Below are 15,026 nucleotides of genomic sequence, written 5' to 3'. Positions count from 1 at the left end.
AATCTAAACGCTAAAATTAAGATCCGCACATTTCACAATCCTCTGGACCTGCAGCTTGTGCTTTTAAAAGCATTGCTTTATAATCCTCAATATCGATTTCTTCGGTTTCTGCAACTAAAGATGGGGATTCTGCTTTTTTATCGTTATTTAATGTGAATTTAATCGCATCAACTGCAGCTTTTGTTCTCAGGTAATACATTCCTGTTTTCAAACCTGACTGCCAAGCGTAAAAGTGCATTGACGTAAGTTTAGAATAATTGGCATCCTGCATGAATAAGTTTAATGACTGCGATTGGTCAATAAAATAACCTCTTTGGCGAGACATATCGATAATGTCTTTCATCGACATTTCCCAAACTGTTTTGTACAATTCTTTTAAGTCTTGCGGAATCACATCAATATTTTGAACAGATCCGTTGTGACGCATGATTTCCTGTTTCAACGATTCGTTCCACAATCCTCTTTCAACTAAATCGTGCAGTAAATGTTTGTTTACTACGATGAATTCTCCGGACAATACACGACGCGTATAAATATTAGAAGTATATGGTTCGAAAGCTTCGTTGTTTCCAAGAATCTGAGAAGTCGATGCTGTTGGCATTGGCGCAACCAATAACGAGTTACGAACTCCGTGCTCTACCACTTCTTTTCTTAAAGAAGCCCAGTCCCAACGGCCTGACAATTCCTCATCTTTCATTCCCCACATATTGTATTGGAATTCTCCTTTTGACATTGGCGAACCTTCAAATGTAGAATATGGACCTTCTTCTTTTGCCATTTCCATAGAAGCGGTTACGGCTGCAAAGTATAAAGTTTCGAAAATCTCCTGATTCAGTTTTTTAGCCTCATCACTTGTAAACGGCATACGAAGCATAATGAAAGCATCTGCTAAGCCTTGCACTCCCAATCCTACCGGACGGTGACGCATGTTAGAGTTTTCAGCTTCTTTTACCGGATAATAGTTTCTGTCGATTACTTTGTTCAGGTTACGGGTTACACGTTTTGTAACATTGTAAAGCGCTTCGTGATCGAATTTTCCGTTTTCAATGAACATCGGTAATGAGATTGAAGCCAGGTTACAAACTGCAATTTCGTCTTTAGAAGTAAACTCCATAATCTCTGTACACAAGTTAGAAGAACGGATCGTTCCTAAATTTTTGTGGTTTGATTTACGGTTTGCTGCATCTTTGTACAACATATACGGTGTTCCGGTCTCGATTTGAGATTCTAAGATTTTCTCCCATAATTCACGGGCACGGATTGTTTTTCTTCCTTTTCCTCTGAACTCGTAATCCATGTATAGTTTTTCGAATTCTTCTCCGTAAACATCATATAGTCCCGGACATTCGTTAGGACACATTAACGTCCAGGGACCATCTTCCTGAACACGTTTCATGAATAAATCGGAGGTCCACATTGCGAAGAACAAGTCTCTTGCACGCATTTCTTCTTTTCCGGTATTTTTCTTCAAATCTAAAAATTCGAAAATATCAGCATGCCAGGTTTCGATGTAAATCGCAAAACTTCCTTTACGTTTTCCACCACCCTGATCTACATAACGGGCTGTATCGTTGAATACTCTCAACATCGGAACGATTCCGTTTGAAGTTCCGTTTGTACCGCGAATGTAAGATCCTGTTGCACGAACGTTGTGAATAGAAAGACCGATTCCTCCCGCTGACTGCGAGATTTTAGCCGTTTGTTTTAATGTATCGTAAATTCCGTCAATACTGTCGTCCTGCATTGCCAAAAGGAAACAAGAAGACATCTGAGGTTTAGGTGTTCCCGCATTGAACAACGTTGGTGTTGCATGCGTGAAGTATTTTTTAGACATTAAATCGTACGTTTCAATAACCGATTTCAAATCGTCTAAGTGAATCCCCACAGAAACGCGCATTAACATATGCTGCGGACGCTCTACGATTTTTCCGTTTATTTTTAGAAGATAAGAACGCTCTAAAGTTTTAAATCCAAAGTAATCGTAATTAAAATCTCTTGTGTAAATAATGTGAGAATCTAAGAAAGCTGCGTTCTCCTGAATCACTTTGTAAACATCATCAGCAATTAACGGAGCATCCTGACCATTTCTTGGATTTACGTAATGATACATATCTTTCATCGTTTCTGAAAACGATTTTTTGGTATTTGAATGCAGGTTTGAAATTGCCACACGAGCTGCCAATTGTGCATAATCCGGGTGTGCAATAGTCATAGATGCCGCTGTTTCTGCTGCAAGATTATCTAATTCAGATGTAGAAACTCCGTCATACAACCCTTCGATAACTCTCATAGCTACCTTAACAGGATCTACAAGCTCATTAAGCCCGTAACACAATTTTTTGATTCTTTCTGTAATCTTATCAAACATTACAGGCTCTTTGTGGCCATCTCTTTTTACTACATACATAAGCTTACTTTTTTTATAGTTATTGAAAAAATGAAAGGCACCGGAAAATGAATTCCGACACTAAACATTGCGTGTTTTTAAATTTATTTTTTTTGAGAATTGTAAAATCCCCATAGTTATTCGTTCTTCAATCTAAAATATAGACGAAAAAACCCGTAAAAATGCAACCGGATCTTCGATTTGGGAGTGAGATCCAATCTAAAATTTTGTTTAGTATAGAAACTTTCGTTTCTTGATTTTATTGTTTTAGTGTTCGTGGCGGACACTAAAATGCAGTATTTTTTTTGTTCTAAAAATCTGCGTCAAACGATATTTTCTGAGCATCACTGTCTGTGTTCATCACACCTGACTTTTGATACTCTGCAACACGTTTTTCAAAGAAATTAGTTTTTCCCTGAAGAGAAATCATGTCCATGAAATCAAACGGATTCGCTGATCCATAAACACGTTCACAGCCTAATTCTACTAATAATCTGTCAGCAACAAATTCTAAGTATTGTGTCATTAAAGCAGCATTCATTCCAATCAAACTTACCGGAAGAGATTCAGTTACAAACTCTCTTTCAATATTTAAAGCATCAACAATGATTTCTTTAATTCTTTCTTTTGGAACTTTGTTTATTAAATGGTGATTATGCAAGTGAACTGCAAAATCACAATGTACGCCTTCGTCACGGGAAATTAACTCATTTGAGAAAGTTAATCCCGGCATTAATCCACGTTTTTTCAACCAATAAATAGAACAGAAAGCACCTGAGAAGAAAATACCTTCAACTGCAGCAAAAGCAATCAGCCTTTCAGCAAACGAATCAGATTCGATCCATTTTAGAGCCCATTCCCCTTTTTTGGCAATTGCAGGAAAAACTTCCAAAGCATTAAACAATTCTGCTTTTTCGGCTTCATCTTTCACGTAAGTATCAATTAGTAAAGAATAGGTTTCGCTATGAATATTTTCCATCATAATCTGAAAACCGTAGAAAAACTTAGCTTCGGCGTATTGTACTTCATTTACAAAGTTCTCAGCAAGGTTTTCGTTTACGATTCCATCAGAAGCAGCAAAAAATGCTAAAATGTGTTTGATAAAATATCTTTCGTCATCATTAAGTTTGTTGTTCCAATCTGTTAAGTCCTGATGCAAATCGATTTCTTCGGCAGTCCAGAAGCTAGCTTCCATTTTCTTATACCATTCCCAAATATCATGATGTTTAATTGGAAAAATAACAAAGCGATTCTTATTTTCTTGTAAAATTGGTTCAACTTGTGACATTGTATTTTTGTTTAATTTTTATAATGAATTCCCCCTATTCAGAACGATTACAAAGATTGTCATTTATCGCCAAAAATCAAACTCAAACTTATTCACAATCGAGCGTAGTTTTTAACAAAGAGAAAAAATGAAACTTTTTTCAGACAATATTTAAAATACTGTAAATGAATAAATTAAATACATCCGTTATAGCGCAAACCCCCGTAAAATATAGACTTTTTAGAATAAGAAACAAGGAATTTAAGATTGTTTTAAAAAGTTTTTTTTGAGTTAAAAAAAGTTTTTTTTGAGCTAAAAAAGATCAAAATTAATCCTTAAATAAGGGTGTTGATTTTACACTTTTTTATACTCTTCGGCCACCTTTTCAAGCTCGATATACCAGTCTTCACCAAAACGTCGAATAAGTGCTTCTTTTACAAATTTATAAACAGGAACTTCCAGTTCTTTACCCAAAGAACAGGCATCATCGCAGATATCCCATTTATCATAATTCACTGCAGCGAATTCCGTAAAATCTTTTACACGAATTGGATATAAATGACAGGAAACCGGTTTTTTCCAGTCAACAATTCCCTGATTGTAGGCTTGTTCGATTCCACAAAGAGCCGTTTTACCATCAAAAATCACATAAGCGCAATCTTTATTATCGATTAGCGGGGTTTCAAGATCACCGTCGGTACCTTTTACCCAGGTTCCCTGCGCTTCAATAGCTGCAATACCCTCTTTACGCAAAAAAGGTTTTACTTTAGGATATATCTCTTCCAGAATTTTGGTTTCTGCTTCGCTCAAAGGAGCACCGGCATCCCCGTCAACGCAGCACGCACCTTTACAAGCTGACAAGTTGCACACAAATTCTTTTTCAAGAATATCTTCCGAAATAATGGTTTTTCCTAACTGAAACATGATAATAAAGTACTGAAATTTATAAAGTGCAAAGATAGTCAAAGAATATGGATAAAAAGAGGTTTCGCAGAGACTCACGAAGGCAACCACAAAGTTTCACTAAGATTTCTTTTTATAAATGCTATTTCAAAGTATTACTTCACGAAACTTTGTAAAAAAACCTTGCGAAACTTTATGGCAAACACATTAATTGTTACAAAAATCACTTATTTAAGAATAAAAATATGTTTTTATAACAAAAATACTTTCTGGATAAAAACACCTAACTTTATTATTTACTTTTGCAACAGTTTTTAATCCCTTAAAATCAAAGCGATATGTTAGAAATCAGTTTAAAAGAAATCGTTACAGTAAGTATGGTGCTATTTGCCGTTATTGATATCGTGGGCTCTATACCAATCATTGTAAATTTAAGAGCAAAGGTTGGACACATCGAATCAGAAAAAGCTTCGCTTGTTGCCGGTGCAATTATGATTGTTTTCCTTTTTGTTGGTGAAGGCCTGCTTAATCTTATAGGCATCGATGTACACTCGTTTGCTGTTGCCGGTTCTTTTGTATTGTTCTTCCTTGCTTTGGAAATGATCTTAGGGATTCGTATTTATCGTGATGAAGAACCCGGATCGGCCTCTATTGTTCCATTAGCTTTTCCTTTAATTGCAGGAGCAGGAACTATGACTACCTTGCTTTCATTACGATCTCAATTTCATACTTTCAATATCATTATTGCGATTTTATTGAATATTATATTGGTTTATATTGTTTTAAAATCATCTAAAAAAATTGAAACTTTATTAGGTGAAAACGGGCTTGGCGTAGTTCGCAAGACATTTGGGGTAATTCTCTTAGCAATAGCTGTTAAATTATTTGCTGCTAATGTTAAAGGTTTGTTCGTCTAAAGGATATTTTTTTAAATTTGCTCCATAAAATTCTAAAATACAGCTCAAAAAGCTCTGCTTTATTATTTTAGACAAATAAATAATCCTATGAAAATCTTTACTTCCATCTTAGTGGTTTTGGCACTGGCTTTAATCGTCTTTAATATTACGCAGCTTGACTTTCAAAATCCATTTGAAGGGGACAGTGCTGTAGCTCTTATTGGAGTCGCTGCTTCATTCTGTGCTGTTTTAATTCTTTTGATTTTTAGAATTTCAAAAAAAATAGAAGAGAAAACAAACGGAAGATAATATGTTTGACGTTTTAATTGTTGGCGGAGGCGTTTCAGGCATGTCATGTGCCCTTGTTTTAGGATCTGCCAAAAACAAAGCTTTTGTTACCGATAAAAAAATCGGGATTTTTACACACCAGAAAAGCTCTTCTTTACAGGAAGCTATTTTTTACAATGCTTATGGTATAACACCAGGCAAATTGGGTTCAGAATTATTATCCGAAAGCACTCAGGATTTAGCTAAAACCTACCCGCACATTGCTCAGATTCCAAATGAAAAGGTAATTAAAATTGAGGGAATCTATCCAGAATTTACGGTAATTACAAACAAAAACTCTTATCAGACAAAAAATATAGTTATAGGAATTGGTTCCGCAAATACTTTTGACATCCAAGGTTTGATGCAATATATAGAACCTCACAAAAAAGCTTTACCGGAAAAACAGCGCATCCAGCTTAAAAACGAGGATCACAAAGTCACTGAAGGCATTTATGTAATTGGAACTTTAGCCGGATGGAGAAGCCAATTGGCAATTGCTGCCGGAAGCGGAGCTGCTGTTGCAACCGATATTTTGACTTTATGGAACAATGGCGTGCAGACTCACGCACATGATAGTATTCGATAAATTATTTTATTTTTCTATTGTCAATATTTTGGCGATTATCCCAAAAAGAAAGAATTTCTATTCTATCTTTATTAATTTCATAAAAGACCAAATATACATTCATGGGAATTACACGGGTTATTTTATTAGAAGTCAACCTCCCTATACCTTCATTTTCAGAAAGAGTTTCCAATAAATCCTCTACTTCTGCCAAAATTTTTAAACTGTAATCAGAACTTTCATTTCGGTTAAAGTAAAACTCAAGAACATTGGAAAACTGGATTTTAGCGAGTTCAGACCAAATTATTTCTTTTTTAGCCATTCTTTCATTTCAGAGATTACATCTTCATTTTTATGAAATTTCCCATTTTCAATCTCTACACGACTGTTTTCTATTACCTCCCCCTGATCTGAAGATAATTTATACAAAGCCTGTTCTGAAGAATCAAAAATTGTCTGAAGTGCATTTAGAAAATTCAAATCTTCAGAATCTTCTATTCTTGAAATTAAATTTCGTTTTATTTGTTCAACTGTATTCATACCCTTTTTATTTACACTCAAATTTAAAGATTAATTCTCTATTGAAAGCTTTATGTATTGAAAATTAAATAAATACAATTACTTCACAGACACAATCTCTTTCACTTTAATATGCTTCTCTGTGTCGGTTTTCCAGATTTCACCTTTTAAAGTTACTTCTTCACCTTCTTTCAGTTGTTTATAATTTTGAGGTCCACCTACGTTTACAATACTAATTGTCGCAAAATAAACTTCGTTTTTAGTCGTATTGATTTTGGCCGTATAACCGTCTTTTCCTGATTCTATCGATTCCACTTTTCCGGAAACTGTATTTTTATCTTTCATACAAGCGCATGAAATCACAAAGGTCATTAAAACGAACAGTAAACTTATTTTTTTTAGATTTTTCATTTTTTAGATTTTTTATTCTCACAAATTTCTTAAACGTTAAGGATACTTTATTATAGAATATTTTAAAAAAGTATTATTATTTTTATTGTAAGGCTATACAGTTACCGGCAATAACTTTAATACTGTCTTCAAATTGTTTCCACACCCGAATATATCTGAAAACCCCGTTTATAGGATTATTATCAAATGTTCCTTTTAAAGAAACGGTTACGGCAACCACAGCAGTATCACCAATTATATTTATGATTTGATCGGAAGCTTCCAGTGAATCGATTTTCATTTTACCGTAACGATATGAATTCAAATCAAATTCTTTGGTAATGGTATTCCCATCCGGCAAATTGAATAGCAAGTCGTCATGCAGCACCTTTTCTAAAACTGAAATATCCGCTTTTTTAATAGCTGCAAAAAGTTCAATCTCAGCATTTACAACTGTTTCTGTTTTCATTATAAAAAAGTTAAAAGATTATTTCTTTACATTCAGCACCTTTTTAATCATGGCGTCCTCTTTTAAAATCACATCGTAGTAATACAATTCACCGTATAATTGTCGGCCAAATTCGGCAGTAATATAGCGATTGACCAAATCCTTGGTTTTATCTAATTTAAGATCCAGACCAGTCATAAAAATGTAGTTTTTGAATTTCTTAAAATAAACATCAGACTTTTTCATTTTAGATAAAAACTCATTAAAATGAAGTCCTGCAAAAGCATTTCGGTTTTTATCCAACTCTTCAAAGACAAAATGACCTACAACCCCTGTCTGCAATAAGTAAGCTACATTTTCATTTCCGTGCTCTGCTTCCATTGGCACAAAAACATCAGGAACAATTCCGCCTCCACCATAAACAATTCTTCCTTTTGGAGTTTTAAATTTTAAAGAATCAGCCACTTTTATACTGTCTTTTGCATACAATTCGCCTGATTTTATTCTTGCTTCAGATTCCTTAAAATATTCTTCGTTTCCTTTAGCGTAAGGTTTTTGAATGGATCTTCCGGTTGGGGTATAATACCTCGCCACAGTTAATCGAACTGCAGAACCGTCATTGAAGTCCATTTCGCGCTGTACCAAACCTTTTCCAAAAGAACGTCGCCCAACAATTGTTCCGCGATCGTTATCCTGTATTGCACCTGCCAGAATTTCACTTGCCGAGGCACTGTTTTCATTAATCAAAACCGTTACTTTTCCTGTTTCAAAACTTCCGCTTTTTGTGGCATACGTTTTTTCAGTACTGCCATTTTTGTTTTTGGTAAAAACGATCAATTGCTTATCTTTTAAAAATTCATCAGCAATAGCGACAGCTTCTTCCATATATCCACCGCCGTTATCACGAAGATCGATTACCAGCGACTGAATTCCTTTTTGTTTTAATCTTGTCAGACCAACTTTGAACTCATCATACGTGGTTTCTGCAAAACGATTGATTTTGATATAACCCGTTTTATTATCAAGCAATAATGATGCATCTACACTTTTTAGCGGAATAACATCTCTTTTGATTTTGAACTTCAGTTTCTTTTTTTCTGATTTTCTAAAAACAGTCAGTTCGATTTCTGATCCTTTTATACCTTTTAATTTAGAGAACAAGCTATCCGAAGGCAGTTTTCTTCCATATAATTTTGTTTTTCCTGCATATAAAATCCGGTCACCAGATTTTATTCCGGCTTTCGCCGAAGGGCCATTTTCAACAGGTTTTATGATCGCAACAGAGTCTTTATACATGTAAAAATTAATTCCCACGCCTACAAAGTCTCCTTTCATACTTTCAGCAACTTCTGCCTGTTCACTAGGCGGAATATAAACAGAATGCGGGTCTAATTTGGACAATATATTATCTACAGTCAGATTTACAATCGAATCTGTATCAACACTATCCACATACTCATTATTGATAAAATCAATCAGTTTATTGAGTTTGGTTTTCGAATAGTTTTTAGCCAAAAGCGTATCCTCTACCGGAGCATTCATCAGGCTTCCGAGAACAGTTCCAAGAGCAAAGGCTGCTCCGATAACGATTGGCAAATATTTTGAATTGAATTTCATTATTCTTCTAAAACAGGAATATGTTCTACCTCAACACCTGCTTTCAATAAAAACTGGATTCCGGAATCATCACGATATCCATTTTGGTATACCACCCTTTTTATGCCTGACTGATGTATGAGCTTGCTGCATTCTTTACACGGCGAAAGTGTAATATATAAAGTTGCGCCTTCACAGGATTGGGTTGATCTGGCTACCTTTAAGATTGCATTTGCTTCGGCATGCAAAACATCCCAACGTGTTAATCCGTCTTCATCTTCGCAGCAATTTTCAAATCCGGTTGGTGTTCCATTGTATCCATCAGAGATAATCATTCTGTCTTTTACAATTATAGCACCTACCTGTTTACGTTTACAATACGACAGCGAACCCCATTCCCTGGCTATCCGCAAATAAGCTTTATCGTATTTGTTTAATTTTTTTATCTCCATTAATTTATCTGTTCCAAATAGGACTTTCTACAATCATCGGAATTACAACTCCAATAACAAAAGCCGACATTACAAGCGCCCAGTCACGTTTTGAAAAACGAAATACAGTCTGTACGATATACGATATAACCAAAACTACAAAGACTACTATTAATTGCGCCGCTTCGATTCCGAGTGCAAATTCCAATAAAGGTACTAATTTTGAAGATGCTGTACCTCCTAAAATCGTCTTAAAATAATTTGAGAATCCAAGCCCGTGAATAATTCCAAAAAATAACGTTAGAAAAAACACCAGATTAAGACTTTCATTTTTAGATGCTTTACCCGCTGTAAAAAGATTGAAAAAGGCGGTTATTAAAATGGTAACCGGAATTAAAAACTCTACCAGACTTGCTTTTACAGCTATAATTCCAAAAACAGAAAGCAAAAGCGCTAATGTGTGACCAACCGTAAACATCGTAACAAGCAATAAAATCCGTTTCCAGTCCTTAAATGCATATGGGGTTGTCAAAGCGATTAAAAACAATACGTGATCATAAGCATGAATGTCTAAAACATGCTTTAAACCGATCTGAAAATAAATCCAAAATTCTGACATGAGTGTACTTATATTAATTGATTTGGGGCTGTAAACATACAATTTATTTTGAAAAATAAACAAAGCCCTTTAGTAAATCAACGCAGAAAAATAAGTTAAATTTTATGAGAACTTTAAAATTGATAATTTAAAATAAAATTTATCTTTGCTCAATAAAAACACTTTTAATATGTCATTTGCAGAATTATTTGATAGCGAATTCAAACAAAGAAATAAAGGTCACTTTTCAGCTATTGTTCGCGTAGCGCTAGCAGACGGAGTTGTATATCCGGAAGAAAAAAACTTCTTGGATAAACTTGCATCCCGTTTAGAAATAACTGAGTCTGAATACGAAGAAATCCTTAGCGATCCTTTAAAATACCCTATCAACCCGCCTTATTCATATGTTCAGCGCTTGGAGCGTTTATATGATTTAACAAGAATGGTACACGTTGACCACCATCTTGAAGATAAACAAGAAGTTTTATTAAAAAAGATAAGCGTAGCTTTAGGATTTACCCCTAGTAACGTAGATTATATCATTGCAAAAGCATTGTCGTTAGTAGATAAAAAAGTGGATTTAGACACATTTGTGTATGAAATGCAGCACATGAATAAATAATATTCTACTTTCAGTTACATTAAAGCCAGATTAAATCATAAAACCCGACAAATTTAAATTTGTCGGGTTTCTTTTGCTTATAATATCTCCAGATTATCAATTATAAAATATCAAATTATTTATTTTCAACAATTTATTTGATAAGAAGTGAATTTGGCATTTTAATTTTTAACTAATGTCAAACTTAATTTTCCGTATTCTTCGTGAGAGTCATTTGCAGTAATCTGATAAGTATAATTCCCTTTTTTCAGTGGAGTTTCTCCAACATAATCAAAAGGCTGTATTCTATATGTTTTTCCTTCAATTTGTAATTCAACAAAAGCATAGCCATAAGCTTTCTCAAATATTTTGTATGCCGTATTTTGTCCGGAACTTATATTCTCAAAGTTCACATTTCCAGTTGAAGTGTTTACTTTAATATTTTGAAAATTAAATTTACTCGAATTCGACAATCGAATTCTCAATTCAGACGAATTTGAATCATCACTAGAACAGCCAAATAAAGCTACAACCATCATAACTAAAATCAATATTTTTTTCATAAATTTTATTTTTATTTAAAAGATGTTGAAAATGTAAAAAGGTTGCGTTGAGAAAAACATTACGACTATTCTGCTTCCTTCATAAATTCCTCAGCTTTTTCAACCATATTAATGCTTCCGCAGAAAAACGGAACACGTTGATGCAATTCTGTCGGCTGGATTTCCATAATTCTTCCAAAACCGTCTGTTGCTTTCCCTCCGGCCTGTTCTGCTATGAATGCCATCGGATTACATTCGTACATCAATCGCAGTTTCCCTTTTGGTGCTTTTGAGCTGGTTGGATATATATAAATCCCACCTTTGATCATATTTCTATGAAAATCAGAAACTAAACTTCCAATGTATCTGGAAGTATAAGGCCTGTCCTCTTCTTCACGCTGGCAATATTTGATATAATTTTTGACCCCTTGCGGAAAGTGAACATAATTGCCTTCGTTTACCGAATAAATATTCCCGTCTTTAGGAAATTGCATGTTTGGATGTGAAAGATAAAAAGTTCCAATTGCCGGATTCAGAGTAAATCCGTTTACACCATGTCCGGTTGTGTAAACCAACATAGTTGAAGTTCCATAAATAACATATCCTGCCGCAACCTGATTCACTCCCGGCTGTAAAAAGTCCTCACTTGTTACCGGAGTTCCAATTGGCGTTATTCTTCTGAAAACAGAAAAAATAGTTCCCAAAGAAACATTTACATCAATGTTTGAAGATCCGTCAAGCGGATCCATTAAGATCACGTACTTGTTATTATTACTGTTGTCGCTCCCCTTGACAGTAATATATTCGTCGTTTTCTTCTGAAGCTATTCCACAGACAATCTCACGGTTTATTAACGTCTGAATGAATACTTCGTTGGCATAGACATCTAATTTTTGCTGGTCTTCTCCCTGAACATTCTGTTCGCCAACGGCGCCTATTATATCCACTAATCCAGCTTTGTTTACTTTATAGTTGACAACTTTTGCCGCCAGACGTATAGAGTTGATAATCCGGGATAATTCCCCAGATGAATACTGAAATGCTTTTTGGTTCTCAATAATAAACTCTCCCAGTGTTTTATTGCGTTCTTCCATTGCTATATCGTTGTAGTTTTTAATTATAAGTCACAAATATCGCTTTTTTTGTGAGAATGATTCAAAAATTATTTCGTTAGTTTGCTACTATTGTATATTTGCTAATGAAACGCAAAAAGTTTTATTTAAAAAAATACTTAATTAGAGAATAACAGGTTAAAAATATGAATTATGGATATTAGAAAAGGAAAACCTGAAGATATGAAAGCCGTCTTAGCACTGATTCAGGAGCTTGCGATATTTGAAAAAGAGCCGGATGCTGTTTTAATAACCCAGGAAGATTTGATACGTGATGGTTTTGGAGAAAATCCATTATTTCATGTTTTTGTTGCAGAGGCTGATAAAGAGATTGTTGGCATAGCTTTGTATTATTATCGATATTCTACCTGGAAAGGAAAAACAATACACCTTGAAGATTTAATTGTAAAAGAAAAAATGAGGGGCACGGGGCTAGGATCTGCACTTTATTCTGAAATAATGAAACAAGGAAAAAAAGATAATGTTCGAAGAATTGAATGGAACGTTCTTGACTGGAATACCCCTGCCGTAAATTTCTACGAAAACTCAGGCGCAAAAGTTCTCGAAGGATGGAGAGTAGTGCAGATGGATGAAGCAGGAATTAATTCGTACTTGGAAAAAATAAATTAATCAAACAAAAAACGACAGGGTAATTAAGGAGTGTGCCTGTCACAATATTAAAATTTTAAAAAACTGATAGAGACTCACTGCAGTGCGTCTCAACAATACAAATTAAAGATGAGAGTATTTAAATTTGGTGGTGCATCGGTAAAAGATGCTGAAGGAATTAAAAACGTTTATGACGTTTTACAAAAAGTTGGGTATGAAGATGTGATTTTAGTCGTTTCGGCTATGGGGAAAACCACAAATGCTCTGGAGCTTGTTATCAAAAATTATTTTGATAAGCCCGAAGAGCTTAATTCATCTGTACAAGAGATAAAAAAATATCATAATCAAATATTGCTTGATTTATTTGAAGATGAAAAGCATGCTGTTTTTGCAGCTGTGAATGAGCAATTTTCAGAATTAGAATATTTTCTGGCGCATAATAAATCCCCGAACTACAATTTCGTTTACGATCAAATTGTGAGTTTTGGTGAGTTGATTTCGACAAATATCCTAAGTCATTTTATGAATTTCATGGGCATCCAGACACAATGGCTTGATGTACGTAACTTCATTAAAACCAACGCAAATTACAGAGATGCAGAAGTGGACTGGGAAACAACCGAACAAAATATCAGCAAAAATGTACCACGCAAAATATTAAACATTACACAAGGATTTTTAGGCGCAGACGAAAACAATTTCACTACCACTTTAGGCCGTGAAGGTTCTGACTACACTGCCGGAATTTTTGCTTATTGCCTAAATGCAGAAAGCGTTACGATCTGGAAAGATGTTCCGGGAGTTATGAATGCTGATCCGCGTTATTTTGAGAATGCGAGTTTATTAAACCAGATTTCATACAGAGAAGCCATTGAACTTGCTTTTTACGGTGCAACGGTTATCCACCCGAAAACATTACAGCCATTACAAAAGAAAGAGATTCCTTTATACGTAAAATCATTTGTTAATCCGTTATTAAAAGGAACGTGCGTTTCTAAAGGAGTAGATTTAGAGCCTTATCTGCCTTGTTTTATTGTAAAAAGAGAGCAGCTTTTGATTTCGCTTTCTTCTATTGATTTTTCTTTTATTATGGAAGAAAACATCAGTGAAATTTTCGGATTATTCCATCAATTTAAACTGAAAGTAAATTTAATTCAGAACTCAGCGATTAGTTTCTCTGTTTGCGTAGAAGATAAATTTGGAAACTTCAACGAACTGAATGCGATACTTTCGAAAAAATTCAAAGTTGATTTTACTGACAATGTAACCTTATACACGATTCGTCATTTTAATGAACAAGCTGCAGAAACTGTTGTAGAAAACAAAGAAGTTTTACTTAGACAAGTAAGCCGCGAAACCATGCAGATTGTAACCAAAGAACTCAATTAATTCAAGAAAAGGTTATATTTAATTCAGGATAATAAGGCTTCATGTAAAAGTGAAGCCTTTTTTGTTTTCATATGAGATGTCCACTTTTACAAAATATCATAATTTAAATAAAATTACAACTGTCTTTTTTTTATTTAAAAATTAAATTAACTTTATGATAACCAAACAAATATATGAATCATGAATAACGATTATGAACCAAGTGAAGAAACCAAAAACAGATGGCATAATGATCCGGACAATTGGGTTTGGGGAATATTTTATTATAATCCAGAAGACCCGAGATTATATCTACCCAAAAAAATCAAAGAATTTGGATGGACAATAAACTTTGCAAATCCTAATTCAGCAATTGTAATGTTAATATTGATTTCAGTCATATTAATCTTCACACTGTCTGCTCATTAATTTTCATAAATTATACTTTATTAGCTGTCGAAACTA

The 15,026-nt window shown here is 34.3% G+C and carries 19 protein-coding genes; 7 read left to right on the top strand and 12 right to left on the bottom strand.

Annotated elements, in window-relative coordinates; all coding sequences use genetic code 11:
- Nucleotides 1-16: 16 nt before the first annotated feature.
- The 3 genes from OZP09_RS10575 to OZP09_RS10565 form a co-directional block, all read right to left on the bottom strand.
- Nucleotides 17-2,407 carry a ribonucleoside-diphosphate reductase subunit alpha gene (locus tag OZP09_RS10575; protein ID WP_269237751.1) on the bottom strand — a complete coding sequence of 797 codons (2,391 nt, stop codon included), beginning with the start codon at nt 2,405-2,407 and terminating at the stop codon, nt 17-19.
- Nucleotides 2,408-2,696: 289 nt separating this feature from the next.
- Entirely contained in the window at nt 2,697-3,674 is a 978-nt protein-coding gene (locus tag OZP09_RS10570) for a ribonucleotide-diphosphate reductase subunit beta (RefSeq protein WP_269237750.1), read from the bottom strand.
- Nucleotides 3,675-4,007: 333 nt separating this feature from the next.
- On the bottom strand, nt 4,008-4,577 hold the full coding sequence (locus OZP09_RS10565) for a DUF3109 family protein (protein WP_269237749.1): 570 nt from the start codon (nt 4,575-4,577) through the stop codon (nt 4,008-4,010).
- Between the two features lie 317 nt (nt 4,578-4,894).
- Between OZP09_RS10565 and OZP09_RS10560 the strand changes: the two genes are divergently transcribed.
- The 3 genes from OZP09_RS10560 (at nt 4,895) to OZP09_RS10550 (ending at nt 6,368) form a co-directional block, all read left to right on the top strand.
- Complete coding sequence (locus OZP09_RS10560; RefSeq protein ID WP_269237748.1) at nt 4,895-5,473, top strand: MarC family protein; 579 nt, start codon at nt 4,895-4,897, stop codon at nt 5,471-5,473.
- Nucleotides 5,474-5,560: 87 nt separating this feature from the next.
- Nucleotides 5,561-5,761 (top strand): hypothetical protein, encoded by a 201-nt coding sequence (locus tag OZP09_RS10555; RefSeq protein ID WP_163395284.1) that lies wholly within the window; start codon nt 5,561-5,563, stop codon nt 5,759-5,761.
- A 1-nt stretch (nt 5,762) separates the two neighbouring features.
- Nucleotides 5,763-6,368, top strand: coding sequence for an FAD-dependent oxidoreductase (locus tag OZP09_RS10550; RefSeq protein ID WP_269237747.1), 606 nt, complete (start codon nt 5,763-5,765; stop codon nt 6,366-6,368).
- A 1-nt stretch (nt 6,369) separates the two neighbouring features.
- On the opposite strand, the gene OZP09_RS10545 is transcribed toward OZP09_RS10550, so the two are convergent.
- The 7 genes from OZP09_RS10545 to OZP09_RS10515 all read right to left on the bottom strand — a co-directional run bounded on the left by OZP09_RS10545 (nt 6,370) and on the right by OZP09_RS10515 (nt 10,350).
- Nucleotides 6,370-6,669: a type II toxin-antitoxin system RelE/ParE family toxin gene (locus OZP09_RS10545; protein ID WP_269237746.1), complete on the bottom strand. Its 300-nt coding sequence runs from the start codon at nt 6,667-6,669 to the stop codon at nt 6,370-6,372.
- Nucleotides 6,651-6,887: a hypothetical protein gene (locus OZP09_RS10540; protein WP_269237745.1), complete on the bottom strand. Its 237-nt coding sequence runs from the start codon at nt 6,885-6,887 to the stop codon at nt 6,651-6,653. Before OZP09_RS10540 ends, OZP09_RS10545 begins: the two co-directional genes overlap by 19 nt.
- Nucleotides 6,888-6,965: 78 nt before the next feature.
- Nucleotides 6,966-7,277: a hypothetical protein gene (locus OZP09_RS10535; protein ID WP_269237744.1), complete on the bottom strand. Its 312-nt coding sequence runs from the start codon at nt 7,275-7,277 to the stop codon at nt 6,966-6,968.
- A gap of 82 nt (nt 7,278-7,359) precedes the next feature.
- Nucleotides 7,360-7,725: a nuclear transport factor 2 family protein gene (locus tag OZP09_RS10530; RefSeq protein WP_269237743.1), complete on the bottom strand. Its 366-nt coding sequence runs from the start codon at nt 7,723-7,725 to the stop codon at nt 7,360-7,362.
- Between the two features lie 18 nt (nt 7,726-7,743).
- A complete protein-coding gene (locus OZP09_RS10525; RefSeq protein ID WP_269237742.1) occupies nt 7,744-9,321 on the bottom strand; it encodes a S41 family peptidase in 1,578 nt (525 codons plus the stop codon).
- Complete coding sequence (locus tag OZP09_RS10520) at nt 9,321-9,752, bottom strand: deoxycytidylate deaminase (RefSeq protein WP_223683373.1); 432 nt, start codon at nt 9,750-9,752, stop codon at nt 9,321-9,323. The genes OZP09_RS10525 and OZP09_RS10520 overlap by 1 nt, the downstream gene beginning before the upstream one ends.
- Nucleotides 9,753-9,756: 4 nt before the next feature.
- Complete coding sequence (locus tag OZP09_RS10515; protein WP_223683374.1) at nt 9,757-10,350, bottom strand: HupE/UreJ family protein; 594 nt, start codon at nt 10,348-10,350, stop codon at nt 9,757-9,759.
- A 169-nt stretch (nt 10,351-10,519) separates the two neighbouring features.
- On the opposite strand from OZP09_RS10515, the gene OZP09_RS10510 reads away from it, so the two are divergent.
- On the top strand, nt 10,520-10,951 hold the full coding sequence (locus OZP09_RS10510; RefSeq protein ID WP_223683375.1) for a TerB family tellurite resistance protein: 432 nt from the start codon (nt 10,520-10,522) through the stop codon (nt 10,949-10,951).
- Between the two features lie 161 nt (nt 10,952-11,112).
- On the opposite strand, the gene OZP09_RS10505 is transcribed toward OZP09_RS10510, so the two are convergent.
- Together OZP09_RS10505 and fbp are read right to left on the bottom strand one after the other, a co-directional pair.
- Nucleotides 11,113-11,493 (bottom strand): hypothetical protein, encoded by a 381-nt coding sequence (locus OZP09_RS10505; RefSeq protein WP_269237741.1) that lies wholly within the window; start codon nt 11,491-11,493, stop codon nt 11,113-11,115.
- A gap of 65 nt (nt 11,494-11,558) precedes the next feature.
- Entirely contained in the window at nt 11,559-12,566 is a 1,008-nt protein-coding gene (gene fbp / locus OZP09_RS10500) for a class 1 fructose-bisphosphatase (protein ID WP_269237740.1), read from the bottom strand.
- Nucleotides 12,567-12,737: 171 nt separating this feature from the next.
- On the opposite strand from fbp, the gene OZP09_RS10495 reads away from it, so the two are divergent.
- The 3 genes from OZP09_RS10495 to OZP09_RS10485 all read left to right on the top strand — a co-directional run bounded on the left by OZP09_RS10495 (nt 12,738) and on the right by OZP09_RS10485 (nt 14,990).
- The gene (locus tag OZP09_RS10495; protein WP_269237739.1) at nt 12,738-13,214 is read left to right on the top strand and encodes a GNAT family N-acetyltransferase; all 477 of its coding nucleotides are present in this window, start codon (nt 12,738-12,740) and stop codon (nt 13,212-13,214) included.
- A 108-nt stretch (nt 13,215-13,322) separates the two neighbouring features.
- Nucleotides 13,323-14,582: an aspartate kinase gene (locus OZP09_RS10490; protein WP_269237738.1), complete on the top strand. Its 1,260-nt coding sequence runs from the start codon at nt 13,323-13,325 to the stop codon at nt 14,580-14,582.
- A gap of 180 nt (nt 14,583-14,762) precedes the next feature.
- A complete protein-coding gene (locus OZP09_RS10485; protein WP_269237737.1) occupies nt 14,763-14,990 on the top strand; it encodes a DUF5808 domain-containing protein in 228 nt (75 codons plus the stop codon).
- Nucleotides 14,991-15,026 lie beyond the last annotated feature (36 nt).

Origin of the sequence: Flavobacterium flavigenum, assembly GCF_027111255.2 — a bacterium.
Taxonomy (GTDB): Bacteria; Bacteroidota; Bacteroidia; order Flavobacteriales; family Flavobacteriaceae; genus Flavobacterium; species Flavobacterium flavigenum.
Note: the sequence above shows the minus strand (reverse complement) of the source record. Positions and strands in the feature narration are given on the sequence as shown.